19 protein-coding genes are annotated in these 25,911 nt (G+C 74.5%); 16 read left to right on the top strand and 3 right to left on the bottom strand.

Annotated features, from left to right (window positions below; translation table 11 throughout):
* The first annotated feature begins 26 nt into the window (after positions 1–26).
* The 7 genes from ACFVQZ_RS31805 to ACFVQZ_RS31775 all read left to right on the top strand — a co-directional run bounded on the left by ACFVQZ_RS31805 (position 27) and on the right by ACFVQZ_RS31775 (position 9,002).
* A complete protein-coding gene (locus ACFVQZ_RS31805; protein ID WP_383628234.1) occupies positions 27–1,010 on the top strand; it encodes a LysR family transcriptional regulator in 984 nt (327 codons plus the stop codon).
* 109 nt (positions 1,011–1,119) lie between these two features.
* On the top strand, positions 1,120–2,475 hold the full coding sequence (locus tag ACFVQZ_RS31800) for a nitrate/nitrite transporter (RefSeq protein WP_383628232.1): 1,356 nt from the start codon (positions 1,120–1,122) through the stop codon (positions 2,473–2,475).
* An 84-nt stretch (positions 2,476–2,559) separates the two neighbouring features.
* On the top strand, positions 2,560–3,696 hold the full coding sequence (locus ACFVQZ_RS31795) for a uroporphyrinogen-III synthase (protein ID WP_383628230.1): 1,137 nt from the start codon (positions 2,560–2,562) through the stop codon (positions 3,694–3,696).
* A 31-nt stretch (positions 3,697–3,727) separates the two neighbouring features.
* Positions 3,728–4,258: a GNAT family N-acetyltransferase gene (locus ACFVQZ_RS31790; protein ID WP_030496920.1), complete on the top strand. Its 531-nt coding sequence runs from the start codon at positions 3,728–3,730 to the stop codon at positions 4,256–4,258.
* Between the two features lie 62 nt (positions 4,259–4,320).
* On the top strand, positions 4,321–6,600 hold the full coding sequence (locus tag ACFVQZ_RS31785) for a HelD family protein (RefSeq protein ID WP_383628228.1): 2,280 nt from the start codon (positions 4,321–4,323) through the stop codon (positions 6,598–6,600).
* A gap of 366 nt (positions 6,601–6,966) precedes the next feature.
* Positions 6,967–8,382 carry an NAD-dependent malic enzyme gene (locus ACFVQZ_RS31780; protein WP_030496918.1) on the top strand — a complete coding sequence of 472 codons (1,416 nt, stop codon included), beginning with the start codon at positions 6,967–6,969 and terminating at the stop codon, positions 8,380–8,382.
* Between the two features lie 338 nt (positions 8,383–8,720).
* A complete protein-coding gene (locus tag ACFVQZ_RS31775) occupies positions 8,721–9,002 on the top strand; it encodes an HU family DNA-binding protein (RefSeq protein ID WP_017237029.1) in 282 nt (93 codons plus the stop codon).
* 99 nt (positions 9,003–9,101) lie between these two features.
* Here the strand turns inward: ACFVQZ_RS31775 and murA are convergent, their stop codons facing one another.
* Entirely contained in the window at positions 9,102–10,448 is a 1,347-nt protein-coding gene (gene murA / locus ACFVQZ_RS31770; protein ID WP_030496917.1) for a UDP-N-acetylglucosamine 1-carboxyvinyltransferase, read from the bottom strand.
* Between the two features lie 288 nt (positions 10,449–10,736).
* Here murA and ACFVQZ_RS31765 point away from each other — a divergent pair, with 288 nt between their 5' ends.
* From ACFVQZ_RS31765 to ACFVQZ_RS31725, 9 genes are all read left to right on the top strand, one after another.
* Entirely contained in the window at positions 10,737–11,321 is a 585-nt protein-coding gene (locus ACFVQZ_RS31765; protein WP_383628225.1) for a YqgE/AlgH family protein, read from the top strand.
* Between the two features lie 30 nt (positions 11,322–11,351).
* Positions 11,352–11,651, top strand: coding sequence for a DUF3039 domain-containing protein (locus tag ACFVQZ_RS31760; RefSeq protein WP_030496915.1), 300 nt, complete (start codon positions 11,352–11,354; stop codon positions 11,649–11,651).
* A gap of 247 nt (positions 11,652–11,898) precedes the next feature.
* A complete protein-coding gene (locus ACFVQZ_RS31755) occupies positions 11,899–13,203 on the top strand; it encodes an extracellular solute-binding protein (RefSeq protein ID WP_383628223.1) in 1,305 nt (434 codons plus the stop codon).
* A 5-nt stretch (positions 13,204–13,208) separates the two neighbouring features.
* Positions 13,209–14,177, top strand: a complete 969-nt coding sequence (locus ACFVQZ_RS31750; protein WP_383628221.1) for a carbohydrate ABC transporter permease — start codon at positions 13,209–13,211, stop codon at positions 14,175–14,177.
* Positions 14,174–15,022, top strand: coding sequence for a carbohydrate ABC transporter permease (locus ACFVQZ_RS31745; protein ID WP_030496912.1), 849 nt, complete (start codon positions 14,174–14,176; stop codon positions 15,020–15,022). The genes ACFVQZ_RS31750 and ACFVQZ_RS31745 overlap by 4 nt, the downstream gene beginning before the upstream one ends.
* Positions 15,023–15,026: 4 nt before the next feature.
* Positions 15,027–16,655 (top strand): beta-N-acetylhexosaminidase, encoded by a 1,629-nt coding sequence (locus tag ACFVQZ_RS31740; RefSeq protein ID WP_383628218.1) that lies wholly within the window; start codon positions 15,027–15,029, stop codon positions 16,653–16,655.
* Between the two features lie 308 nt (positions 16,656–16,963).
* Positions 16,964–17,839 carry an FAD binding domain-containing protein gene (locus ACFVQZ_RS31735; RefSeq protein ID WP_030496910.1) on the top strand — a complete coding sequence of 292 codons (876 nt, stop codon included), beginning with the start codon at positions 16,964–16,966 and terminating at the stop codon, positions 17,837–17,839.
* The gene (locus ACFVQZ_RS31730; protein ID WP_383628216.1) at positions 17,836–19,284 is read left to right on the top strand and encodes a (2Fe-2S)-binding protein; all 1,449 of its coding nucleotides are present in this window, start codon (positions 17,836–17,838) and stop codon (positions 19,282–19,284) included. Before ACFVQZ_RS31735 ends, ACFVQZ_RS31730 begins: the two co-directional genes overlap by 4 nt.
* A complete protein-coding gene (locus ACFVQZ_RS31725) occupies positions 19,281–21,608 on the top strand; it encodes a molybdopterin cofactor-binding domain-containing protein (RefSeq protein ID WP_030496908.1) in 2,328 nt (775 codons plus the stop codon). The genes ACFVQZ_RS31730 and ACFVQZ_RS31725 overlap by 4 nt, the downstream gene beginning before the upstream one ends.
* A gap of 6 nt (positions 21,609–21,614) precedes the next feature.
* Here the strand turns inward: ACFVQZ_RS31725 and ACFVQZ_RS31720 are convergent, their stop codons facing one another.
* Both ACFVQZ_RS31720 and ACFVQZ_RS31715 read right to left on the bottom strand, forming a co-directional pair.
* Positions 21,615–23,696, bottom strand: a complete 2,082-nt coding sequence (locus tag ACFVQZ_RS31720) for a PQQ-binding-like beta-propeller repeat protein (protein WP_030496907.1) — start codon at positions 23,694–23,696, stop codon at positions 21,615–21,617.
* Between the two features lie 40 nt (positions 23,697–23,736).
* Positions 23,737–25,908 carry a protein kinase gene (locus ACFVQZ_RS31715; RefSeq protein WP_383628213.1) on the bottom strand — a complete coding sequence of 724 codons (2,172 nt, stop codon included), beginning with the start codon at positions 25,906–25,908 and terminating at the stop codon, positions 23,737–23,739.
* Between the last annotated feature and the right edge of the window lie 3 nt (positions 25,909–25,911).

Genomic DNA, 25,911 nt, shown 5'->3' with positions numbered 1-25,911 from the left:
CGCACCCGTGTTGTTGAATGCGGCGGGTGGCCACACCGCACGACATCGACCCCCGGCTGCTCCGCGCCTTCACCGCCGTCGCCGAGGAGCTGCACTTCACCCGCGCCGCCGGTCGGCTCTTCGTCGCCCAGCAGGCGCTCAGCCGGGACGTCCGGCGCCTGGAGCGCGAGCTCGGCACCCCGCTGTTCGTCCGCACCACCCGGCAGGTCGCCCTCACCCCGGACGGCGAACGGCTCCTTCCGTACGCCCGCCGGGTCCTCGACGCCCACGACGCGCTCCGCGACGCCTTCCGCGCCGAGGCCCGCCCGCTGCTCGTCGACCTCAACACGCCCGGCCTCGTCCAGGACCGGATCCTGCGCCGCGCCCGCGAGCTGGCCCCCGAGCACGAGCTGATGGCCCGCTTCGAGTCCGGGCTCACCGGTGCCGTCCGCGAGATCCTGGCCGGCCGGCTCGACGCCTCCTTCGGCCGGTACGGCGGCCTCCCGCCCGCCCTGCGCGACCGGCTCGACTCCTGCCTCGTCCGGTACGAGCCGATGGCCGTGCTGCTGCCCGACGGCCACCCGCTCGCCGCACTGCCCGAGGTGCCGCTCGGCCGGCTCGCCGGCGAACACCTCTACGCCGGCGCCGGGAACGACCGCACCACCGAGTGGACCGACCTCGCCGCCCGGCTCTTCGCCGGCCGCGGCATCCACCTCGCGCCGCCCGCCCCGCTCGCCGTCGGCAAGGAGGAGTTCCAGCGGATCATGGCCAAGCACCGGCACCCGGTCCTCGCCGTCACCGGCTTCCCGCCGATGCCCGGCTGCGTCCTGCGCCCGCTCGTCGACCCCGTCCCCCTCTCGCCCGTCAGCCTCGTCTGGCGCCGCGGCCTGCGCCACCCCGCCCTCGACGCCCTCCGCGCCGCCGCCGCCGAACTCGGCGCCCACGAGGGCTGGCTGCGCCGCCCGCCCGGCTCCTGGCTCCCCGACGGCGAACCCGGCCTGCCACTCACAGCGGGCGCCGGTCCCGGGTGAGAGCAAGGTTCCGCCGACGTCACCTCACGGCACCGTCCTGAAACGCGGTCTTCCTAGCGTCGGGGGCACCAGGATCCGGAACCGGATCCGGACACCGTGGAGGTGCGAGATGGGCGGGCGCTGGATCGACGTGTGGGAGCCCGAGGACGAGACGTTCTGGCGGGAGAAGGGCGAGCGGATCGCCCGGCGCAACCTCGCCTTCTCCGTCCTCTCCGAACACATCGGCTTCTCCGTGTGGAGCCTGTGGTCCGTGATGGTCCTCTTCATGGGGCCGCAGTACGGCATCGACGCCGCCGGCAAGTTCTTCCTCATCGCGACCGCCACCTTCGTCGGCGCGCTGATCCGCATCCCGTACACCTTCGCCGTCGCCCGCTTCGGCGGCCGCAACTGGACCGTCTTCAGCGCCCTGCTGCTCCTGCTGCCGACCGGCTTCGCGTACGCCGTGATGGAACCCGGCACCTCCTACGGGACCTTCGTGCTGGTGGCCGCCCTCACCGGCGTCGGCGGCGGCAACTTCGCCTCCTCCATGACCAACATCAACGCCTTCTTCCCGCTGCGGAAGAAGGGCTGGGCGCTCGGCCTCAACGCGGGCGGCGGCAACATCGGCGTCCCCGTCGTCCAGCTCGTCGGCCTCCTCGTCATCGGCACCGCCGGCGCGATGCACCCGAGGATCGTCCTCGGCGTCTACCTGCCGCTGATCGTCGTCGCCGCCGTCTGCTCCGCGCTCTTCATGGACAACCTCACGCCCGTGAAGAACGACACCGGAGCCGTCCGCGAGGCGCTGCGGGCCCGCCACACCTGGATCATGGCCTTCCTGTACGTCGGCACCTTCGGCTCCTTCATCGGCTACAGCTTCGCCTTCGGCCTCGTCCTCCAGACCCAGTTCGGCCGCACCCCGCTCCAGGCCGCCTCGCTCACCTTCATCGGCCCGCTGCTCGGCTCCCTCATCCGCCCCTTCGGCGGCTCCCTCGCCGACCGGCACGGCGGCGCCCGCATCACCCTCGGCACCTTCGCCGCCATGTCCGCCGCCACCGGCGTGGTCATCTACGCCTCGCTCGCCGCGTCCCTGCCGGTCTTCCTCGTCGGCTTCATCGCCCTCTTCGTCCTCAGCGGCCTCGGCAACGGCTCCACGTACAAGATGATCCCGGCGATCTTCCTCGCCCAGGGCCACCGCAAGGGCCTGAGCGGCGAGCCCGCCGAGGCGTACGGGCGGCGGCTCTCCGGCGCCTCCATGGGCCTCATCGGAGCCGTCGGCGCCCTCGGCGGCCTCGGCATCAACCTCGCCTTCCGCCAGTCCTTCCAGACCGCCGGCACCGGCACCGGCGCATTCGTCGCCTTCCTCGCCTTCTACGCCGCCTGCATGGCCGTCACCTGGGCGGTATACCTTCGGCGCCCGCCCGTCGTCCCCGACACCGCCGCCCCCGCCGAGGAGCCGGAGCACCGCCCCGGATACGCGAAGGTGTGAGCCGCGGTGCCGGACGCGTACCGTAACGGGCAGGAAATACGCGTGAACCCCGACCGTCACGCGTCCGCGCCACCCTCGATGACCATGGACCAGCACGAACACGGACCCCTGGCCGGCTTCACCGTCGGCGTCACCGCGGCCCGGCGCGCGGACGAACTCATCGCCCTGCTGCGCCGGCGCGGAGCGGCCGTCGTGCACGGCCCCGCCCTGCGGATCGTCCCGCTCGCCGACGACACCGAACTCCTCGCCGCCACCCGGGAGATCATCGACGCCACGCCGGACGTCGTCGTCGCCACCACCGCGATCGGCTTCCGCGGCTGGGTCGAGGCGGCCGAGGGCTGGGGACACGGCACCGCCCTCCTCGACGCCCTGCGCGGCGCCGAACTCCTCGCCCGCGGGCCCAAGGTGAAGGGGGCCGTACGGGCCGCCGGGCTCACCGAGTCCTGGTCGCCGTCCTCCGAGTCGATGGCCGAGGTCCTCGACCGGCTCCTCGCCGAAGGCGTCGCCGGGCGGCGGATCGCCGTCCAGCTCCACGGCGAACCGCTCCCCGGCTTCGTCGAGGCGCTCACCGCCGCCGGCGCGACCGTCCTCGGCGTCCCCGTCTACCGGTGGATGCCGCCCGAGGACCTCGGACCGCTCGACCGGCTCGTCGACGCCGTCGTCGCCCGCTCCGTCGACGCCGTCGCCTTCACCAGCGCCCCCGCCGCCGCCTCGCTCCTCGCCCGGGCCGGCGAACGGGGCGTGCGCGAACGGGTCGTCGACGCGCTGCGGCACGACGTCCTCGCGGTCTGCGTGGGACCCGTCACGGCGCTCCCGCTCCAGGCCGAGGCCGTCCCCACCCACCAGCCCGAACGCTTCCGCCTCGGACCGCTCGTTCAGCTGCTCTGCACCGAACTGCCCGCCCGGTCACGGACGCTGCCCGTCGCCGGGCACCGGCTGGAGATCCGCGGGCACGCCGTCCTCGTCGACGGCGCGCTGCGGCCCGTACCGCCCGCCGGGATGGCACTCCTCGGCCTGCTGGCCCGGCGGCCCGGCTGGGTCGTGTCCCGCGCCGACCTGCTGCGGGCCCTGCCCGGCGCCGGACGGGACGAGCACGCCGTCGAGACGGCGATGGCGCGGCTCCGGGCCGCCCTCGGCACGCCCAAGCTCATCCAGACGGTCGTCAAGCGCGGCTACCGCCTCTCCCTCGACCCGCTCGCCGAGGAGCCCCCGGCCCCGTGACGGCCCCCGCGCGGCGGGCTACCGTACCGGCATGGATCACCAGGTGGAGGTCAGGGAGGCGCGCGCGGACGACGCCGGCGCGCTGGCCCGCGCGCTGCTGCGGAACCGGGACCACATGCGGGCCACCGAGCCGTACCGCGCTGAGCGGTACTACACCGCCCAGGGACAGGCCGAGCGGCTGGCCGACGGCGGCCGGCGGTGGTTCGCCGTCGAGCAGGACGGCGACGGCGAGCGGATCGTCGGGACCGCGATCCTCTCCGGCATCGTGCTCGGACCGTTCCGCAGCGCGTCCCTCGGCTACTGGGTGGACGGGGAGCGCACCGGCCGCGGCATCGCCTCCCTCCTCGTCGCCGAGGTGCTGCGCGCCTCCCGCGACAAGCTCGGACTGCACCGGATCGAGGCGTCCACGCTGCTCGACAACCACGCCTCCCAGCGCGTCCTCGCCAAGGCCGGGTTCGAGCGGATCGGCACCGCGCCCCGCTACCTGCACATCGCCGGCGCCTGGCGCGACCACCACCTCTTCCAGCGGATCCTGCACGACGAGCCGCCGCCCCGCGCCTGACACGGCGGCCCCCGGTCGCGTACCTTTGACGGCTGCCCAGTGCACGTCAGAAGGGGGCCTCAGTGGCCGCGCAGGAAGCCGTCGACACGGTCAGAGACCGTGAGATCGGCATCGAGCAGGAACATCTGGACCAGGTCTACCGCCGCCTGGAGGAGAAGATCCACGAGGCGGAGTTCCTGATGAACGACGCCGCGCGGAAGGGCCACGTCGGCACGCCCGGCGCGCTCGCCGAGCGCGACGCCCAGGTCTTCCGCGCCGGGATCCACCTGAACCGGCTCAACAACGAGTTCGAGGACTTCCTGTTCGGCCGGATCGACCTCCTGTACGGCAAGGACGGCGTCAAGGGCCCCGACGGCGCGTACACCTCCGTCGAGCCCGCGGACGACGCCATCCGGCCCGACAACACCGCCGACATCGGCGAGACCCTGCACATCGGCCGCATCGGCGTCCTCGACGCCGACTACTCCCCGCTCGTCATCGACTGGCGCGCCCCCGCCGCCGCCCCCTTCTACCGCTCCACGCCCGTCGAGCCGGGCCGGGTCGTCCGCCGCCGGGTCATCCGCTCCAAGGGCCGCCGGGTCCTCGGCGTCGAGGACGACCTGATGCGTCCCGAGCTGAAGGCCACCCTCGGCGGCGCCGAACTGCCCGTCATCGGCGACGGCGCCCTGATGGCCGCCCTCGGGCAGGCCCGTTCCCACTCGATGCGGGACATCGTCGCGTCCATCCAGGCCGAGCAGGACCTCGTCATCCGCGCCCCCGCCGCCTCCGTCACCTACGTCGAGGGCGGGCCGGGCACCGGGAAGACCGCCGTGGCGCTGCACCGCGCCGCGTACCTGCTCTACCAGGACCGCAGGCGGTACGCCGGCGGCATCCTCATCGTCTCGCCGACCCCGCTGCTCGTCTCGTACACCGAAGGCGTGCTGCCCTCGCTCGGCGAGGAGGGGCAGGTCGCCATCCGGGCGCTCGGCAACCTCGTCGACGGCGCCGAGGCCGACGCGTACGACGAGCCCGCCGTCTCCCGGGTCAAGGGCTCCTCCCGGATGCTCGCCGTGCTCCGCAAGGCCGCCCGCGGCGCCCTGGAGGGCCCGGACACGCCGAAGCTGCTCCGGGTCGTCGCCTTCGGGCGCCGGCTGGAGCTGGAGGAGGCCGAGCTGCGGCGGATCCGGCAGAACGTGCTCTCCGGCACCGCCCCCGTCAACCTGCTCCGGCCCCGCGCCCGCCGGCTCCTCCTCGACGCCCTCTACGCCAGGTCGGGCGCCGCCGGCCGGCACAGCGACCCCGAGCTCGCCGCCGAGCTGCGCTCCTCCTTCGACGAGGACGTCTCCACCGAGGACTCCTTCACCGGCTTCCTCGACGCCTGGTGGCCGGAACTGGCCCCCCGCCAGGTCCTGGACGCCATGGCCGACGAGAAGCGGCTCGGCCGCTGGGCCCGCCGGGTCCTCAACCCCGGCGAGGTCCGCCGGGTCGCCCGCTCGCTGCGCCGCCCGGGCCTCTCGGTCCACGACGTCGCGCTCCTGGACGAGCTGCACACCCTGCTCGGCGCCCCGGCCCGGCCGAAGCGGAAGCGGGAGTACGACCCGCTGGACCAGCTCACCGGCCTGGAGGAGCTGATGCCGGTACGGGAGGAGACCCAGCGCGAGCGGGCCGAGCGGCTGGCGGCGGAGCGCACCGAGTACGCCCACGTCATCGTGGACGAGGCGCAGGACCTCACGCCCCTGCAGTGGCGGATGGTCGGCCGCCGCGGCCGGCACGCCACCTGGACGATCGTCGGGGACCCGGCGCAGTCGTCCTGGTCCGACCCGGACGAGGCCGCCGCCGCCCGCGACGAGGCGCTGGGCTCCCGGCCGCGCCGCCGCTTCGAGCTGACCGTGAACTACCGCAACCCGGCGGAGATCGCCGAGCTCGCCGCCAGGGTGCTCGCCCTCGCCATGCCGGGCAAGGAGGCGCCGAGGGCGGTCCGCTCGACCGGCGTCGAGCCCCGGTTCGTCGCCGTCGGCAAGGGCGACGACCTGGCCGGAACCGTGCGGTCGGAGGCGGAGCGGCTGCTCGCCGGGGTCGAGGGCACGGTCGGCGTGGTCGTCGCCATGGACCGGCGCGCGGAGGCGGCCCGCTGGCTCGACGGGCTGGGGGACCGGGTGGTCGCGCTCGGCTCGCTGGAGGCGAAGGGCCTGGAGTACGACGCCACCCTCGTCGTCTCGCCGGCCGAGATCGCCGACGAGTCGCCGGCCGGGCTGCGGGTGCTGTACGTGGCCCTCACCCGTTCGACGCAGGCGCTGACGGTGCTCTCGGGCGCCCGGGACCTGCCGGACGAGGCGGGGGTTCCGGACCTGCTGCGGGACTGACCGAAAGTCGGCCCGCGCCGGGGGAATCGCGTCCGGGGGGTGTTTGTTAGCCTTGTCGTGACACCGGCTCGATCCAAGCCCCCGGGCCCAACCTTCGTCCCTCAGAGGGACCACTTGCCGCGAGGCGAGCATGGCGGGTCGGTGTCACTTAGACGTACATACGAAGTTGAGGCCCCGGTCGTCTTCCGATGACCGGGGCCTCTTCTGTTGGTCCGCCATCTCTCGTATGGTGGAAACTACTTTCCGAAAACAAAATGACCGCATTACCTGCTACCGGTGGGTAGGTGCGACGATCGGAGGGCGCCGCCGGGGCAACCAGCCGGGGCGGCGTAGCAACGAAGCTAGGGAAAGCAGAGGAACCCGGCCATGGCAACGGCGCCCAGCGTCTCGTACTCGATGACGGTCCGCCTGGAGGTGCCCGCGAGCGGCACCGCGGTCTCGCAGCTCACGGCGGCGGTCGAGTCCCACGGAGGCTCCGTCACCGGCCTCGACGTCACCGCCTCGGGCCACGAGAAGCTCCGGATCGACGTCACCGTCGCCGCGACCTCCACCGCCCACGCCGACGAGATCGTCGAGCGGCTGCGGGACATCGAGGGCGTCGTCCTCGGCAAGGTCTCCGACCGTACGTTCCTGATGCACCTCGGCGGCAAGATCGAGATGGCGTCCAAGCACCCCATCCGGAACCGTGACGACCTCTCGATGATCTACACCCCGGGCGTCGCCCGCGTGTGCATGGCGATCGCCGAGAACCCCGAGGACGCCCGCCGCCTCACCATCAAGCGCAACGCGGTCGCGGTCGTCACGGACGGCTCCGCCGTCCTCGGCCTCGGCAACATCGGCCCGAAGGCCGCGCTGCCCGTCATGGAGGGCAAGGCGGCCCTCTTCAAGCGCTTCGCCGGCATCGACGCCTGGCCGATCTGCCTGGACACCCAGGACACCGACGCGATCGTCGAGATCGTCAAGGCCATCGCCCCCGGCTTCGCGGGCATCAACCTGGAGGACATCTCGGCGCCGCGCTGCTTCGAGATCGAGGCCCGGCTCCGCGAGGCCCTGGACATCCCGGTCTTCCACGACGACCAGCACGGCACCGCCATCGTCGTCCTCGCCGCCCTCACCAACGCGCTCCGCGTGGTCGGCAAGGGCATCGGCGACGTCCGGGTCGTCATGTCGGGCGCCGGCGCGGCCGGCACCGCCATCCTGAAGCTGCTGCTCGCCGCCGGCGTGAAGCACGCGGTCGTCGCCGACATCCACGGCGTCGTGCACGCCGGCCGGGCGGACCTGGTGGACGCCACCCCGGACTCGCCGCTGCGCTGGATCGCCGACAACACCAACCCGGAGGGCGTCACCGGCACCCTCAAGGAGGCCGTGGTCGGCGCGGACGTCTTCATCGGCGTCTCGGCCCCGAACCTGCTGGGCGCCGAGGACGTGGCCGCGATGGCCGAGGACTCCATCGTGTTCGCGCTCGCGAACCCCGACCCGGAGGTCGACCCGGCCGCCGCGCGGCAGACCGCCGCCGTCGTCGCCACCGGCCGCTCGGACTTCCCGAACCAGATCAACAACGTGCTGGTCTTCCCGGGCGTCTTCCGCGGCCTGCTGGACGCCCAGTCCCGCACGGTGAACACCGACATGATGCTGGCCGCCGCCGCGGCCCTCGCGGACGTCGTCACCGAGGACGAACTGAACCCGAACTACATCATCCCGTCGGTCTTCAACGACAAGGTCGCCGGCGCCGTCGCGGGCGCCGTCCGGACCGCCGCCAAGGCCGCGGGCGCGGGCGCCTGACGTCACCGGCGAGCGGTACCCGGAGCGTGTCGCGATTCGCGGAGCCGTAAACCCGCCTTTAGGGTGGCTTTTCGGCTCCGCACCGTTTGCGGGGAGTCGACGCTACGTCACCACCAGGGGGCTCCGGCGCTTTCCGTGTGACCCGAGGGGGTGCCGGATTGGCGTTCCCGCCGCTGGTGGGGGCAGGATGCTCCCCCGAGGACTTCGTCCAGGGGGGAACCCCCAGGGCGCGAGGGATCCACGAGAGACAGACCCGGTTCCGGGGACTGTCCGAGGCCCCTGGCAGCATCGGCTTCGATCTCACGCCTCACAGGCAAGAAGAACACGGGAGTAACAACATGAACCGCAGTGAGCTGGTGGCCGCGCTGGCCGACCGCGCCGAGGTGACCCGCAAGGACGCCGACGCCGTGCTGGCCGCCCTCGCCGAGACCGTCGGTGAGGTCGTCGCCAAGGGCGACGAGAAGGTCACCATCCCCGGCTTCCTGACCTTCGAGCGCACCCACCGTGCCGCTCGCACCGCTCGTAACCCGCAGACCGGCGACCCGATCAACATCCCGGCCGGCTACAGCGTGAAGGTCTCCGCGGGCTCCAAGCTCAAGGAAGCCGCCAAGGGCAAGTAAGCGGCCTGTAGGCGCACACGAAGGGCGGCCACCCCCCAGGGGGTGGCCGCCCTTCCGTTCGTTCGGCAGAAGGCCCCGCAGGGCCTCCCGCGGGGGGTCCTAGACCAGCGCGCCGCCCGGCAGCTCGACCTTCGCGCCCAGCTCCACGAGCTTCTCCATGAAGTTCTCGTAGCCGCGGTTGATCAGCTCGATGCCGTGCACCCGGCTGGTGCCCTGGGCGGCGAGCGCCGCGATCAGGTACGAGAAGCCGCCGCGCAGGTCCGGGATGACCAGGTCGGCGCCCTGGAGGCGGGTGGGGCCGCTGACGACCGCCGAGTGCAGGAAGTTCCGCTGGCCGAAGCGGCAGTCGGAGCCGCCCAGGCACTCGCGGTACAGCTGGATGTGGGCGCCCATCTGGTTGAGCGCCGAGGTGAAGCCGAGCCGGGACTCGTACACCGTCTCGTGGACGATGGACAGGCCCGACGCCTGCGTGAGGGCGACGACCAGCGGCTGCTGCCAGTCGGTCTGGAAGCCCGGGTGGACGTCGGTCTCCAGGTGGATCGCGTTGAGCGAGCCGCCCGGGTGCCAGAAGCGGATGCCCTCGTCGTCGATCTCGAAGGCGCCGCCGACCTTCCGGTAGGTGTTGAGGAAGGTCATCATCGAGCGCTGCTGGGCGCCGCGCACGTAGATGTTGCCCTCGGTGGCGAGCGCCGCGGACGCCCAGGAGGCCGCCTCCAGGCGGTCCGGGATCGCCCGGTGGGTGTAGCCGTCGAGCTTGTCGACACCGGTGATCCGGATGGTCCGGTCGGTGTCCATGGAGATGATCGCGCCCATCTTCTGCAGGACGCAGATCAGGTCCTCGATCTCCGGCTCCACGGCCGCGTTCGACAGCTCGGTGACGCCGTCCGCGAGCACCGCCGTCAGCAACACCTGCTCGGTCGAGCCGACCGAGGGGTACGGGAGGCGGATCTTGCAGCCGCGAAGGCGCTGCGGGGCCTCCAGGTACTGCCCGTCGGCCCGCTTCTCGATGGTCGCGCCGAACTGGCGGAGCACGTCGAAGTGGAAGTCGATCGGCCGGCCGCCGATGTCGCAGCCGCCGAGGCCGGGGATGAAGGCGTGGCCGAGGCGGTGCAGCAGCGGGCCGCAGAAGAGGATCGGGATGCGCGACGAGCCGGCGTGGGCGTCGATGTCGGCGACGTTGGCGGACTCGACGTGCGTCGGGTCGAGCACCAGCTCGCCGGGCTCCTCGCCGGGGCGGACCGTCACGCCGTGCAGCTGGAGCAGTCCGCGGACGACGCGGACGTCGCGGATGTCCGGCACGTTGCGCAGTCTGCTGGGGCCGCTGCCGAGGAGGGCGGCGACCATCGCCTTGGGCACGAGGTTCTTCGCGCCGCGAACGCGGATCTCGCCTTCCAGCGGGGTTCCGCCATGGACGAGCAGTACATCATGGCTGTCTGTGCCGGTCATGAATCTCGCGTTCCGGAGTCGTCGGTCGGGTGGCCAGAGAAAAGGGTAAGGGGCCATGGAACCCCGATCGGGCCCCTCGGGGTGCCTGGCAGATGTAATGAATTCGGCACAACACCCTCCGTTTCCGCGATCTTGCGGACTGTCACCGTCCGGTTGTCTCCGCAGGGCGGTCCGGCCCGTCCTGTCCCGCCCCTCCCGACCTGCGCGGCTCGTCTCGGCTTCCGCGGGTTTCCCGGCATTGCGCCCGAGAACCCCCGCCCGCGCCGAAGATGCGGGATCATGTGTCGCATGACCGAGGTGTCCTCGCTCACAGGACGGCTGCTCGTGGCCACCCCCGCCCTCGCGGACCCGAACTTCGACCGCGCGGTGGTGCTGCTGCTCGACCACGACGACGAGGGCTCCCTCGGCGTCGTGCTCAACCGGCCCACCCCCGTGACCGTCGGCGACGTGCTCGCGCCCTGGGCGGAGCTGGCCGGCGAGCCGGGCGTCGTCTTCCAGGGCGGCCCCGTCTCCCTCGACGCGGCCCTCGGGCTCGCCGTCGTCCCCGGCGACGGCGGCCCGGCCCGCCCGGACCGGGAGGACCCCGTCGGCTGGCGGCGGGTCCACGGCGCCATCGGCCTGGTCGACCTGGAGACCCCGCCCGAACTGCTCGGCCCCGCCCTCAGCGCGCTCCGCATCTTCGCCGGCTACGCGGGCTGGGGCCCCGGCCAGCTGGAGACCGAACTGACCGAGGGCGCCTGGTACGTCGTCGAGTCCGAGCCCGGCGACGTCTCCTCGCCGACCCCCGAGACGCTCTGGCGGCAGGTGCTGCGCCGGCAGCGCGGCGACCTCGCGATGGTCGCGACCTACCCGGACGACCCGTCGCTCAACTGAGTCCCGCCGCTCCCAGTACCCTTGGGTGCCATGAGCACTCTCGAGCCCGAGCGCGGGGCAGGTACGGGGACCCTCGTCGAGCCGACGCCGCAGGTGTCCCACGGTGACGGCGACCACGAGCGCTACGCCCATTACGTCCAGAAGGACAAGATCATGGCGAGTGCCCTCGACGGCACTCCCGTCGTCGCCCTGTGCGGGAAGGTCTGGGTGCCGGGGCGCGACCCCAAGAAGTACCCCGTCTGCCCCATGTGCAAGGAGATCTACGAGTCCATGGGCTCGGGCGGCGACAAGAACGGCAAGGACGGCAAGGGCGGCGGCAAGGGCAAGTAAGCCCCTGGCGCGAAGAAGCGGCCCCGGCCGGGAACGGCCCCTGCGGCGCGCACCTCTGGTGCGCTCCACAGGGGCCGTTCGGCGTTTCCGGAGACGCTTCCGCGGCGTGCCCGGGACCGGCCGGCCGCCGGGAAGTGGTCGAGACCTCTTGTCGTGATCGGCGGGCGCGCCTAACCTCACCGCTGTTGTTGTGCAGCACGAAACGCCCGTTGCGCATGCTGCAACGCCCGCTCGGAGGGGAACCGCCATGAAGCTTCCTGCCCGATTCACCGCCCCCGTCGCCCTGCCGCTCGCCGCCCTCGTCCTCGCCGCCTGCGCCCCCCAGACCTCCGCCCCCGCCGCCGGCGGCGACGCGAAGAACGGCACCCTGCGCGTCTGGCTCTTCCAGGAGGTCGCCAACCAGCCCAAGGAGAAGGTCGTCGACGAGGCCGTCGCCGCCTTCGAGAAGAAGCACCCCGGCACCGAGGTCGAGGTCGAGTACATCCCCGTCGAGACCCGCGCCCAGCGCGTCAAGGCGGCCTTCAACGACCCGAAGTCCGCCCCCGACGTCATCGAGTACGGCAACACCGACACCGCCGGCTACGTCAAGGACGGCGGACTCGCCGACATCACCGCCGAGTTCAGCGCCTGGGACGAGGCCGCCGCCACCGACCCCACCGCCAAGGAGTCCGTCACCGTCGGCGGCAAGGTCTACGGCGCCCCCTTCTTCGTCGGCGTACGCGCCCTCTACTACCGCACCGACGTCTTCCGCGACCTCGGCCTCACCGCCCCCAAGACCCAGGACGAACTCGCCGCGACCGCCCGGAAGATCCGCAAGGCCAGGCCCGAGCTGTACGGCATCGCCGTCGGCGGCGCCTACACCTACGGCGCCCTCCCGTTCGTCTGGGCCGCCGGCGGCGACCTCGCCGCCAAGGACGCCTCCGGCGCCTACAAGGCCGCCCTGAACAGCGACGCCGCCGTCCGCGGCCTCACCGCCTACACCTCGCTCCTGCGCGACGACAACTGCCCCGCCGCCACCTGCGCCCAGATGGGCGGCAACGCCACCGTCACCGCCTTCGCCGCCGGCAAGGCCGGCATGGCCATCGGCGGCGACTTCAGCCACGCCGCCGTCGAGGCCGGCAAGGTCAAGGGCAAGTACGCCGTCGTCCCGCTGCCCGGCACCACCCCCGGCTCCGTCGCCCCCGCCTTCGCCGGCGGCAACAACATCGGCGTCCTCCGCTCCACCGGCCACCGCACCCTCGCCGTCGAACTGACGAAGACCCTCGCCGGCAAGGACACCCAGGCCAGGCTGTTCGACGCGATGGGCTTCCTGCCCACCTTCACCGACGTCCGCGCCGACGCCGCCCGGCGCAAGCCGTTCGTCAAGCCCTTCATCGACACCCTGGCCGCCGGCGCCCGGTTCGTGCCCGCCACCGCCGCCTGGGGCCGCATCGACTCCTCGCTCGTCGTCCCCACGATGCTCCAGGAGATCGCCAGCGGCCGGAAGGACGTGAAGACCGCCGCCACCGACGCCGCGCGCAAGATGGACGCGGCCTTCGCCGAGGCGGGCTGAACCGGATGACCGCCACCGCCACCGCGCCGCCCGCACCCGCCGGCGCCGCGAAACAGCCCGCCCGCCGGCCCCGGAGCCGTACCGCCGGGGCCCGCACCGGCACCTCCGCCTGGACCCCCTGGCTCTACCTCCTGCCCGCCCTCGCCGTCCTCGGCGCCCTCCTCGTCTACCCCGTCTACCAGCTCGGCCTCATCTCCTTCCTGGAGTACACCCAGGCCCAGGTCAGCGGCGGCGAACCCACCTCCTTCCAGGGCCTCGGCAACTACACCGCCCTCGTCACCGACCCCCAGTTCCGCCAGGTCCTGCTCGCCACCGTCGTCTTCGCCGCCGCCTGCGTCGCCGGCACCCTCGCCGTCGGCTGCGCCCTCGCCGTCCTCCTCACCCGGGTGCGGGCGCTGCCCCGCCTCGCCCTGATGCTGGCCGCGCTCGGCGCCTGGGCCACCCCCGCCGTCACCGGCTCCACCGTCTGGGTCTTCCTCTTCGACGCCGACTTCGGCCCCGTCAACAAACTCCTCGGCCTCGGCGACTTCTCCTGGACCTACGGGCGGTACAGCGCCTTCGCGCTCGTCCTCCTCGAAGTCGTCTGGTGCTCGTTCCCGTTCGTGATGGTCACCGTCTACGCCGGGATCCGGGCCGTCCCCACCGAGGTCCTGGAGGCCGCCGCCCTCGACGGCGCCTCCCAGTGGCGGATCTGGCGCACCGTGACCGCGCCACTGCTCCGCCCGATCCTCGCCGTCGTCACCATCCAGTCCGTCATCTGGGACTTCAAGGTCTTCACCCAGATCTACGTGATGACGAACGGCGGCGGCATCGCCGGCCAGAACCTCGTCCTCAACGTCTACGCCTACCAGCAGGCGTTCGCCTCCTCCCAGTACAGCCTGGGAGCCGCCATCGGCGTCGTCATGCTGCTCATCCTGCTCGCGGTCACCCTGGTGTACCTGCGGCTGCTGCGCCGTCAGGGGGAGGACCTGTGACCGGCCTCCGCCTTCCCCGGGTACGCCGTCCCGGGCGGCTGCTCGCCGAGGCGGCGGCCCTGCTCACCGCCGTCGTCGTCGCCTTCCCGCTCTACTGGATGGTCCTCTCCGCCCTCAAGCCTGCCGGCGAGATCCAGTCCACCGAACCCCGCCCGTGGACGCTGTCGCCGTCCCTCGACTCCTTCCGGCGCGTCTTCGAACAGCAGGACTTCGGGCGCTACTTCCTCAACAGCCTCGCGGTGGCGACGGCCGTCGTGCTCGCCTCCGCCGTCATCGCCTTCCTCGCCGCGACCGCCGTCACCCGCTTCCGCTTCCGGTTCCGCACCACGATCCTGGTCATGTTCCTGATCGCCCAGATGGTGCCGGTCGAGGCCCTGACCATCCCGCTGTTCTTCCTCATGCGCGACGCCGGACTCCTCAACACCCTCGGCTCGCTCGTCCTCCCGCACATCGCCTTCTCGCTGCCCTTCGCCATCTGGATGCTGCGCGGCTTCGTGCGGGCCGTGCCGGAGGCACTGGAGGAGCAGGCCCGGATCGACGGGGCGAGCCACACCCGCTTCCTGTGGACGATCCTCTTCCCGCTGGTCCTCCCCGGCCTCGTCGCCACCAGCGTCTTCTCGTTCATCTCCACCTGGAACGACTTCCTCTTCGCCAAGTCGTTCCTCATCAGCGACACCTCGCAGTCCACCCTCCCGATGGCGCTGCTGGTCTTCTTCAAGCCCGACGAGAACGACTGGGGAGGCATCATGGCCGGCTCGACCGTGATGACCCTGCCGGTGCTCGTCTTCTTCGTACTCGTACAGCGCCGCCTGGTCTCCGGACTGGGCGGGGCGGTGAAGGACTGACGTCATGACAGAGACGGACCTGATCCCGGCGCCCCTGACGGCCCACCGGCCCGGCGGCACCCTCCCGCTCGGCGCCGCCACCGCCCTCGACGCCGGACCCGGCACCGAGGGCACCGCCCACTGGCTCCGCTCCGTGCTCGGCGCCGCCACCGGCCTCCCCCTGCCCGACGGCACCGGCCCCGGCGCGATCCGGCTCCGGATCTCCCCGGAGACCGCGAAGGAGCACGGCCCCGAGGGCTACCGCCTCTCCGTCACCGGCGACGGCGTCCTCCTCGACGGCGGCGGCCCCGCCGGGCTCTTCTGGGGCGCCCAGACCCTCCGCCAGCTCCTCGGCCCCGACGCCCACCGCCGCGCCCCCGTCCGCCCCGGCGCGGCCTGGGAGCTGCCGTACCTGACCGTCGCCGACCGGCCCCGCTTCGGCTGGCGCGGCCTCCTCCTCGACGTCGCCCGCCACTTCACCGCCAAGGACGACGTGCTGCGGCTCATCGACCTGATGGCCGCCCACAAGCTGAACGTCCTCCACCTCCACCTCACCGACGACCAGGGCTGGCGGATCGAGATCCGGCGGCACCCGCGCCTCACCGAGGTCGGCGCCTGGCGCGCCCGCACCAAGCGCGGCCACCGGGCCTCGCCGCTCTGGGACGACACCCCGCACGGCGGCTTCTACACCCAGGACGACATCCGCGAGATCGTCGCCCACGCCGCCGCCCGGCACATCTCCGTCGTCCCCGAGATCGACCTCCCCGGCCACGCGCAGGCCGCCATCGCCGCGTACCCCTGGCTCGGCAACACCGACGTCGTCGACACCTCCGCCCTCACCGTCTGGGACACCTGGGGCGTGAACCCGAACGTCCTCGCCCCCACCGAGGAGGTGCTGCGCTTCTACGAGGGCGTTCTGGAGGAGGTCCTGGAGCTGTTCCCCGGCACCTTCGTGCACATCGGCGGCGACGAGTGCCCCAAGGACCAGTGGAAGGCGTCCCCGGCCGCCCAGGCCCGGATCGCCGAGCTCGGCGTCGGCGACGAGGACGGCCTCCAGTCCTGGTTCATCCGCCACTTCGACCGCTGGCTCACCGCACGCGGCCGCCGCCTCATCGGCTGGGACGAGATCCTGGAGGGCGGCCTCGCCGACGGCGCGGCCGTCTCCTCCTGGCGCGGCTACGCCGGCGGGATCGCCGCCGCCGAGGCGGGACACGACGTCGTCATGTGCCCCGAGCAGCACGTCTACCTCGACCACCGGCAGCACGGCGGCGACGACGAACCCGTGCCGATCGGCTTCGTCCGCACCCTGGAGGACGTCTACCGCTTCGAGCCCGTCCCGCCCGGCCTCTCCGAGGCGGCGGCCCGTCACGTCCTCGGCACCCAGGCCAACGTGTGGACCGAGGTGATGGAGAACCGCGACCGCGTCGACTACCAGGTCTTCCCCCGCCTCGCCGCCTTCGCCGAGGTCGCCTGGTCCGCGCTGCCCGCCCCCGGCGAGCGCGACACGGCCGGCTTCCTGCGCCGCATGGAGACCCACTACCGGCGCCTCGACGCCCTCGGCGTCGCCTACCGCCCGCCCGCCGGCCCCGCCCCCTGGCAGCGCCGCCCCGGTCTCCTCGGCCGCCCCATCGACGGACCGCCCCCGATCGTGTGAGCCACCTCGCTCCCCGGGGTCACCCGGGAGCGGCGAAACGGGAGTTACCTTCTCTGTCGGGGCGTCCCCGGGCGACCCGGGGGGTCTCCGGACATCCCGGGCGTCCCGGGAACCCCCGGGCGGCCCGGAGGAACGGGGCACGCGCGGCCCCTCGCTCCGGACGGCTCGGAAGATGTGCCAGAGTTGCCACGTCCGGCCTGTGAGCACGTACGGTACGCCCACACACAGGCGCGCCGTGCGCCCGCTCGCAGGCGCGGCGGCCGGGCACAGTCGGGGACGGACCGGGACAACCGGGAAGGGGCAGCGGGTTGACCACGCACGCACCACAGACGGCGCAGTCCGTGACGCTGCCCGCCTCGCTCGACGAGGCCGTGGCCGCGCTGACCGCCATGCCGGCCGCCGTGCCCGTCGCCGGCGGCACCGACCTGATGGCCGCCGTCAACCGCGGCCAGCTCCGCCCCGCCGGACTCGTCGGCCTCGGCCGCATCAACGAGATCCGCGGCTGGCAGTACCAGGACGGCCACGCCCTCCTCGGCGCCGGCCTCACCCACGCCCGGATGGGCCGCCCCGACTTCTCCGCGCTCATCCCGGCCCTCGCCGCCGCGTCCCGCGCCGCCGGCCCGCCCCAGATCCGCAACGCCGGCACCCTCGGCGGCAACGTCGTCACGGCCGCCCCCACCGGCGACTCGCTGCCCGTGCTCGCCGCGCTGGAGGCCGACCTCGTCGTCGCCGGCCCGCTCGGCAGCCGCGAGATCCCCGTCTCGCACCTCCTCGCCGGCCGCGACCTGCTGGCCCCCGGCGAACTCGTCGCCTTCGTCCGCGTGCCGCTGCTGCACGCCCCCCAGGTCTTCCTCAAGGCCACCGGCCGCACCGGCCCGGCCCGCGCCACCGCCTCCGTCGCCGTCGTCCTCGACCCGGCCCGGCGCGGCGTCCGCTGCGCGGTCGGCGCGGTCGCCCCGATGCCGCTGCGGCCCCTGGAGGCCGAGCGCTGGATCGCCTCCCTGATCGACTGGGACAACGACCGGGCGCTCGCGCCCGAGGCGCTGACCGCCTTCGGCGAGTACGTGGCCGCCGCCTGCGTCCCGGACCCGCCGGACGGCGCACCGCTGCCGCCCGCCGTACAGCACCTGCGGCGCACCGTCGCCACTCTCGCCCGCCGGGCACTGGGGAGGGCCCTGTCGTGAACACCGGCAACCACGAGCAGAACGAGACCGCGGTCCCGGCCGCGCCGGGCGGCTGGGAGCCGATCCCGCAGAGCGAGGGGTACGACGAGGGCGCGACCGCCTTCGTGCACCTGCCGCCGGAGTTCATGCTGGACGGCGTCCCGCTGGAGGCCCCGGGCCACGGCTACACGCCGCCGATGATCGTGCCGCTCCAGCCGCTGGCGCAGCCCCCCGAGGGCGTGGAGCCGTTCGCCCCGGAGCAGGGGCCCGAGCCGCTGCCGCACGGGTACGGAGACGAGAGCGCGGGGGCGCCGGTGGCCCGCCCGTACGTGGAGCACGACCCGAACGCCACGGCGGAGTGGCACTTCGGCGGCACCGGCCAGTGGGAGATCCCGGCCGACGAGCCCGCCGGCTACCCGGCGGCGCCGCCGGTGGCCCCGGGGCTCCCGGAGGTCCCGGCGCACCCGGAGGCCGCGGGGCTGCCGGTGACGCCCGAGGTGCCGGTGGTGCCCGAGGTACCGGGGGTGCCGGTGGGGCTTGAGGCTCCCGCCGCGCCGGAGGCCGCCGCGCTGCCGGTGGCGCCCGAGGTCCCCGTCGCGCCCGAGGCTCCCGTCGTGCCCGGCGTGCCCGTCGCTCCCGATGTGCCCGTCGGCCCGGAAGCCGTCGACGCCGGTGTCCCCCTCGACGTGCCCGAGGCCGTCTCGTACGAGCAGGCCCCGCCGACGCTGCCGGGCGGCGCGCCGGCGCCCTGGGCCGTCGCCGAGCCGGAGGCCGCGCCCGCCGCCGGGGAGCCGGAGCCCGACCACGCGCACGAGGCCGGACACCCCGACGGGGCGGACGCGGGCCCCGCCGGGCCCGCCGCCGTGCCGGACGCCCCGGTGCCCTCGTACACCTCCGTCGACAGCGACGAGCACCCGCACACCTCGTACGTGCTGCGGGTCAACGGCGCCGACCGGCCCGTCACCGACTCCTGGATCGGGGAGTCGCTGCTGTACGTGCTCCGCGAGCGGCTCGGGCTCGCCGGGGCCAAGGACGGCTGCTCGCAGGGCGAGTGCGGGGCCTGCAACGTCCAGGTGGACGGGCGGCTCGTGGCGTCCTGCCTGGTCCCCGCCGCGACCGCCGCCGGGTCCGAGGTGCGGACCGTCGAGGGGCTCGCGGTCGACGGCGAGCCGTCCGACGTGCAGCGGGCGCTCTCCCGCTGCGGCACCGTCCAGTGCGGCTTCTGCATCCCGGGCATGTGCATGACCGTGCACGACCTGCTCGAAGGCAACCACGCCCCCACCCCCCTGGAGGCCCGCCAGGCCCTCGCCGGCAACCTCTGCCGCTGCTCCGGCTACAAGGGCGTCCTCCAGGCCGTCGAGGACGTCGTCGCCGAGCGCGCCGCCACCGCCGCCGAGCACGCGACCGCCGGCGAGGACGACGCCTCCGCCCGTATCCCGCACCAGCACGACGGAGGCCCGGCGTGAGCAGCGACGCGACGACCGCCATCCCCACCCTCCCCTTCGCGGAGGCCGCCGGGGCCGCACCGGAGACCGAGGCCCCGCGCCAGGGGCTCGGCGCCTCCCTCCCGCAGGCCGACGCGCGGGCCAAGGCCGAGGGCACCTTCCCGTACGCCTCCGACCTGTGGGCCGAGGGCCTGCTGTGGGCCGCCCTCCTGCGCTCCCCGCACGCCCACGCCCGGATCGTCTCCGTCGACACCTCCGCCGCCGAGGCCATGCCCGGCGTCCGGGCCGTGGTGACGGCCGCCGACGTGCCCGGCGCGGCCACCTACGGCCGGCGCGTCGCCGACCGGCCCGTCTTCGCCGACGGGCTCGTCCGGCACCACGGCGAGGCCATCGCCGCCGTCGCCGCCGACCACCCCGACACCGCCCGGCTCGCCACCGCCGCCATCCACGTCGAGTACGAGCTCCTGGAGCCCGTCACCGACCCGGAGAAGGCGTTCGAGGCCGAACCCCTCCACCCCGACGGCAACCTGATCCGGCACATCCCGCTCCGCTTCGGCGACCCGGAGGCCACCGGCGAGGTCGTCGTCGAGGGCCTGTACCGGATCGGCCGCCAGGACCCCGCCCCCATCGGTGCCGAGGCCGGCCTCGCCGTGCCCCGCCCGGACGGCGGCGTCGAGCTGTACACCGCCTCCACCGACCCGCACACCGACCGCGACCTCGCCGCCGCCTGCTTCGGCCTCACCCCCGACCAGGTCAAGGTCGTCGTCACCGGCGTCCCCGGCGCCACCGGCGACCGCGACGACCCCGGCTTCCAGATCCCGCTCGGCCTCCTCGCGCTGCGCACCGGCTGCCCGGTGAAGCTCACCGCCACCCGCGAGGAGTCCTTCCTCGGCCACGCCCACCGCCACCCCACCCTGCTGCGCTACCGGCACCACGCCGACGCCGAGGGCCGGCTGGTGAAGGTCGAGGCGCAGATCCTCCTCGACGCCGGCGCCTACGCCGACTCCTCCTCCGAGTCCCTGGCCGCCGCCGTCGCCTTCGCCTGCGGCCCGTACGTCGTCCCGCACGCCTTCGTCGAGGGCTGGGCCGTCCGCACCAACAACCCGCCCTCCGGGCACGTCCGCGGCGAGGGCGCGATGCAGGTGTGCGCCGCGTACGAGGCCCAGATGGACAAGCTCGCGGGCCGCCTCGGCCTCGACCCCGCCGAGCTGCGCATGCGCAACGTCATGTCCACCGGCGACCTGCTGCCCACCGGCCAGACCGTCACCTGCCCCGCGCCCGTCGCCGAACTCCTCGCTGCCGTACGGGACTTCCCGCTGCCCGCCCTCCCCAAGGACACCCCGGAGGAGGACTGGCTGCTGCCCGGCGGACCCGAGGGCGCCGGCGAACCGGGCGCCGTGCGGCGGGGCGTGGGCTACGCGCTCGGCATGGTGCACATGCTCGGCGCCGAGGGCACCGACGAGGTCTCCACGGCCACCGTCCGCGTCCTCGACGGCGTCGCCACCGTCATCTGCTCGGCGGTGGACACCGGTTCGGGCTTCACCACCCTCGCCCGCCAGATCGTCCAGGAGACCCTGGGCGTCGACGAGGTCCACGTGGCCCCCGTCGACACCGACCAGCCGCCCGCCGGCGCCGCCACCCACGGCCGGCACACCTGGGTCTCCGGCGGCGCCGTCGAACGCGCCGCGAAGATGGTCCGCACCCAGCTCCTCCAGCCGCTGGCCCACAAGTTCGGCATGTCGACGGAGCTGCTGCAGATCAGCGACGGCCGGATCACCTCGTACGACGGCGTCCTGTCGACCACCGTCGCCGAGGAGATGAACGGCAAGGAGCTGTGGGCCACCGCCCAGTGCCGCCCGCACCCGACCGAGCCGCTGGACGGGTCCGGGCAGGGCGACGCCTTCGTCGGCCTCGCCTTCTGCGCGATCCGCGCGGTCGTCGACGTCGACGTCGAACTCGGCGCCGTCCGGGTCGTGGAGATGGCCGTCGCCCAGGACGTCGGCCGGATCCTCAACCCCGCCCAGCTCGCCACCCGCATCGAGGCCGGCGTCACCCAGGGCGTCGGCGCGGCCCTCACCGAGAACCTGCGCACCGCCCGCGGCCTGGTCCGCCACCCGGACCTCACCGGCTACGCGCTGCCGACCTCGCTGGACGCCCCGGACATCCGGATCGTGAAGCTCGTCGAGGAACGGGACGTCGTCGCCCCCTTCGGGGCGAAGGCGGCCAGCGCCGTCCCCGTCGTCACCTCGCCGGCGGCGGTCGCGGCGGCGGTCCGCGCGGCCACCGGCCGCCCGGTCAACCGGCTGCCGATCCGGCCCCAGGCGGCGGTCGCGGCGACCCCCTAGCGGGCGTCAGGCCGTCGGCATCGCCACGATCCTGCCCCGGCTGAGGAGGAAGACCCGGTTCCCGGCGGCGGCCACCGCCCACGGGCCCGGGTTGTCCCGCTCGTACGTCCAGACCCGGTCCTTCCCGGACCGGGACAGCGCCGAGACGCCCGCCTCCGTGTGGTTGCCCTCGACCACCCAGATCCAGTCGCCCTGCGTCACCGGCGGCTGCATCGACGGGTACGGGCTGACCAGCGTGACGATCCACAGGTCGGTGCGGGTGCCGTCCTTGCGGTAGCGGTACGCCAGCCCGCCGCTGGTCACCGTCAGGCCGTCCGCGTCGGGCACCGGCGGTCCCCAGTCGCCGTACCCCTTCTCCTCCCAGCGGCGCCTCCCGTCCGGGAGGGCGAACGCGCTCAGCACCTCGCCGCCCGCGTACACGGTGTCGCCCTCGATCGCCGGCTGGAGCGCCTTCGACGACTTGCCCGGCACCCGCCACGCCGTCCGCCCGTCCGCCGTGTCCACGGCGGTGAGGTCGCCGTTCGTGCCGGAGACGACGAGCCGCCCGCCGCCCGCCGCGGCGAGCGGCACGGAGGCGCCCGCCGGGTCCTCCGCCGAGTCCACCGTCCAGCGGATCCGCCGCCCCGCCGTGTCCACGGCCCGCAGCCGCCCCGCCGAGGTGAGGAAGTAGACGCCCTCCGGCGTCGCGGCGAGCAGCAGCGCCGCCTCGGCGCCGTCCACCGCCCACGCCTCCTCGCCCGTCGACGCGTTCCGCACCGACAGCCGGCCCGACGCGTCCGCGCACGCGAACTCGTCCTCGTTCACCGCCACCTGGCCGGCGCGGGCGGCGAGCTGCCGGTGCGTCCACTTCGCCGTGCCGTCGACCACCCGCAGCGCGGTGAGGCCGCCGTCCCGGGCCGCGAAGACCACCACGTCCCGCAGCACCACCGGCGTCGGCAGCGGCCCCGAGGCGGCGGCCTCCAGCGGCCCCCACAGCGGCTTCGGCAGGATGCCGGCGCTCGTGCCCTCCAGGAGCGCCGCGTCCGGCGCGTCGCCCGCCGCCGGCGGCGCCGCCTCCCCCGGACCGGCCAGCCACCAGGCCGTGCCGCCGCCCCCGGCGAGCAGCAGCGCGCCGCCCGCGCCCCACGCGGCGAGGAACCGCCGCCGGCTCGGCCCGGCCGGCCCGTCGCCGCCGGCGCGCGGCACGACGGTGGCCGCCGTCAGCCGCCGGATCTCCGCCTCCCGGGCCTTCGCCTCCGCGTGCAGCGGGCCCTGCCGCCACACCGCCTTCGCCTGCCGGCCGCCGGTGCCGCCCGGCGCGAACGCCGCCGCGATCCGCGCGGGCGCCGGGCGCAGCGCCGGATCGTGCTGGAAGCAGGGGGCGATCAGCGGGTGCAGCGCGGGCGGCAGCCCGCCGAGGTCCGGCCGCTCGTGGACCACCGCGTACTGCACGGCCGCCACGTGCGACCCGGTGTAGGCGCGCCGGCCGGTCGCCGCGTACACGAGCACCGCGCCGAGCGAGAACACGTCGGCGGCGCCCGTCACCCGCTGCCCGAGGACCTGCTCGGGCGCCCCGTAGCCGGGCGTGACGGGGATCTGGCCGGTGGTGGTGAGGGTGAGGCCGTGCTCGGGGCGGGCGATGCCGAAGTCGATGAGCCGGGGCCCGCCGGCGGTGAGCACGATGTTCGCCGGCTTCACGTCCCGGTGCACGAGCCCGGCCGCGTGCACGTCCCGCAGCGTCTCGCCGAGCGCCGCCGCCAGCAGCCGTACCGCCGTCTCGTCCAGCGGCCCGTACCGGGCGACGGCCTCCTCCAGCGTCGGCCCGGACAGGAACTCGGTGGCGATCCACGGCCGTCCGCCCTCCACCTCGGCCGCGAGGACCCGCGCCACCCCGGGACTGTCGACGGCCGCCGCGGTGTGCGCCTCGCGGACGAACCGGCGGGCCAGGTCCTGGTCGTGGGCGAGTTCGGGGCGCAGCACCTTCACGGCGGCGGGCCGGCCGTCCCGCCCGGCCGCGAGGTACACCTTGCCCATGCCGCCCTCGCCCAGCACGCCGACGAGGCGGTACGGCCCGAGCCGGAGCGGGTCGCCGTAGCCGAGGGGGTTCATGGTCGGGTCACGTCCTTGTCGCGGGGCCGGGAGAGGCGGATCAGTCGAGGGGGAGGGCGAGCAGGGAGCCCGAGGCGACGCCGAACATCCGCTTCCGCTCGGGGAGTTCCACGAGATGCCCGGCGTCCGTCTGGTACACCCAGGACCGGGCGCGGGTCGCCAGGTCGACCGCGGCCAGGCCCAGCCGGCTGCGGTAGAAGAGGTGCCCGGGACCGATCGCGAGGTACTGCTCCGAGGGGTACGCGGGTGGGTTGTCCTGCGGCGCGCGCTCCCGCCACCGCTCCTTCCCGGAGTCCGCCGCGACGGCGTGCGCGCCCTGCTCCGACACCGTGTACACGGTGCCGTCGCGCAGGACGGGCGCCGCGTACGGGTCGCTGCCGGTGCCCGGCAGCCGCCACGCCTCCTTCCCGTCGGCCAGCCGGTACGCGACCAGGTCCGGCCCGCCGACGTACACGTGCGTGCCGTCCAGGCAGGGGCGCTCGGACGCCCAGCGGACCGGCTGCTTCCAGCGGACCGCGCCGGTGGCGGCGTCCCGGACGACCAGCAGCGGCGGCGCGAAGTTCTGCAGGTCGGCGGAGCGTTCGAAGGCGACGAGCCGCCCGTCGCGGACCGCCGCGCCGAGGAACGGCGGGGTGTCCTCCCGCGGATCGACCGGCCGGGTCCGCCACAGCTCCCGCCCGCCGCGCACGTCGACGGCCACGATCGCCGCCTCGCCGAAGTCGGCGCGGGTCCCGGTGGCGCCCGCCAGGTACACGACCCCGTCGGCGGCGCAGCCGAGCTGCGTCGTCCACATGTTCGCGTTCAGGCCGCGGACCCGGACGCCGGGCTGCCGCAGGGCGTACCGGCCGGTGTCGACGGTGTGCACCGCCAGGTCGTGGTGGACGGCCTCCGGTTTCCGCGGCACCACGTACACCTCGCGGCCGTCGGTGGCGAGGGCCCGCCACACGGTGTCGACCGTGCAGACGCCCGCCGTCTCACCCGAGCCGGCGTCCGTGAAGACGACGCCGAGCCCGGCGAGCACCGCGACCCGGTCGCCCGCCACCAGCGGGAAGCCGCGCTCGTCGGCCGCGTCGGGAAGCTCCATGTTCGCGTTCCAGAGCGAGTCGGGGGCGTCGCCGAGCAGTGGGGCCTTCGGCAGCTGCGCGCCGGTGGACGCCTCCCGGTCGCGGGTCGCGAACAGCGCGCCGCCCGCCCCGGCGGCGGCGAGCAGCGCACCGCCGCCGAGCGCGAGGAAGCGGCGGCGCGACGACCGGCGGCGGCCGTCGGCGGCGGGGGTGGCGGGCCGGGTCTCGGCGTACGGGTCGCCCTCCGGGGCCGGCAGCCGGTCCGGGAGCGGCAGCCACACGTCGGTGGCCCGGCGGGCGATGTCCGCCAGCACCACCGGCGGCAGGTGGTCGGCGAACTCGCCCTGCCCGTCGTGCAGCCGGGCCGTGAGCACGTCCGTGGTGGGGCGGGCCGCCGGGTCCTTCGCCAGGCACGCGGACAGCAGCGGGACCAGCGCCGGCGGCAGGCCGGTGAGGTCGGGCTCGGCGTACCGGACCCGGTACAGCAGGTCGGCGGGGGAGCCGGCGCCGAACGGGCCGTGGCCGGTGGCGGCGAAGAGCAGCACCCCGGCGAGCGCGAACACGTCGCCGGCCGGGGTGTGTTCGAGACCGCCTGCCTGCTCCGGCGACATGTAGGCGGGGGTGCCGGCCGCCGAGCCCGCGCGAGTCAGGTGGTCGTCGCCGGCCGCGCGGGCGATGCCGAAGTCGATGATCTTCGGCCCGTACGCGGTGACCAGCACGTTCGACGGCTTCAGGTCCCGGTGCACCACGTCCGACGCGTGCAGCCGCCCGAGCGCCCCGGCGAGCGCCGCGCCCAGCGCCCGTACCGTCGGCTCGGGCAGCGGCCCGCCGAGCCGCACCGCCTGGTCGAGCGGCGGCCCGAGGACGTACTCGGTCGCCAGCCACGGCGTCTCCGCCAGCGGATCGGCGTCCACGACGGCCGCGCCGTGCCGCCCGCCGATGATCCGGGCCGCGTCCGTCTCCAGCCGGAACCGCCCCCGGAACACCGGATCGGCGGCGAGCCGGGCGTGCAGCGTCTTCAGCGCGACGGTACGGCCACCGGGGGAGCGGCCCAGATAGACCGTGCCCATGCCGCCGGAACCGAGGCGGGCGAGCAGCCGGTACGCGCCGATCGCGGCGGGGTCGTCGTGGGTCAGGGGCGACAGCATCGG

This window comes from Streptomyces sp. NPDC057854 (genome assembly GCF_042797055.1).
Taxonomy (GTDB): Bacteria; Actinomycetota; Actinomycetes; order Streptomycetales; family Streptomycetaceae; genus Streptomyces.
This window is presented reverse-complemented; position numbering and strand designations above follow the sequence as displayed.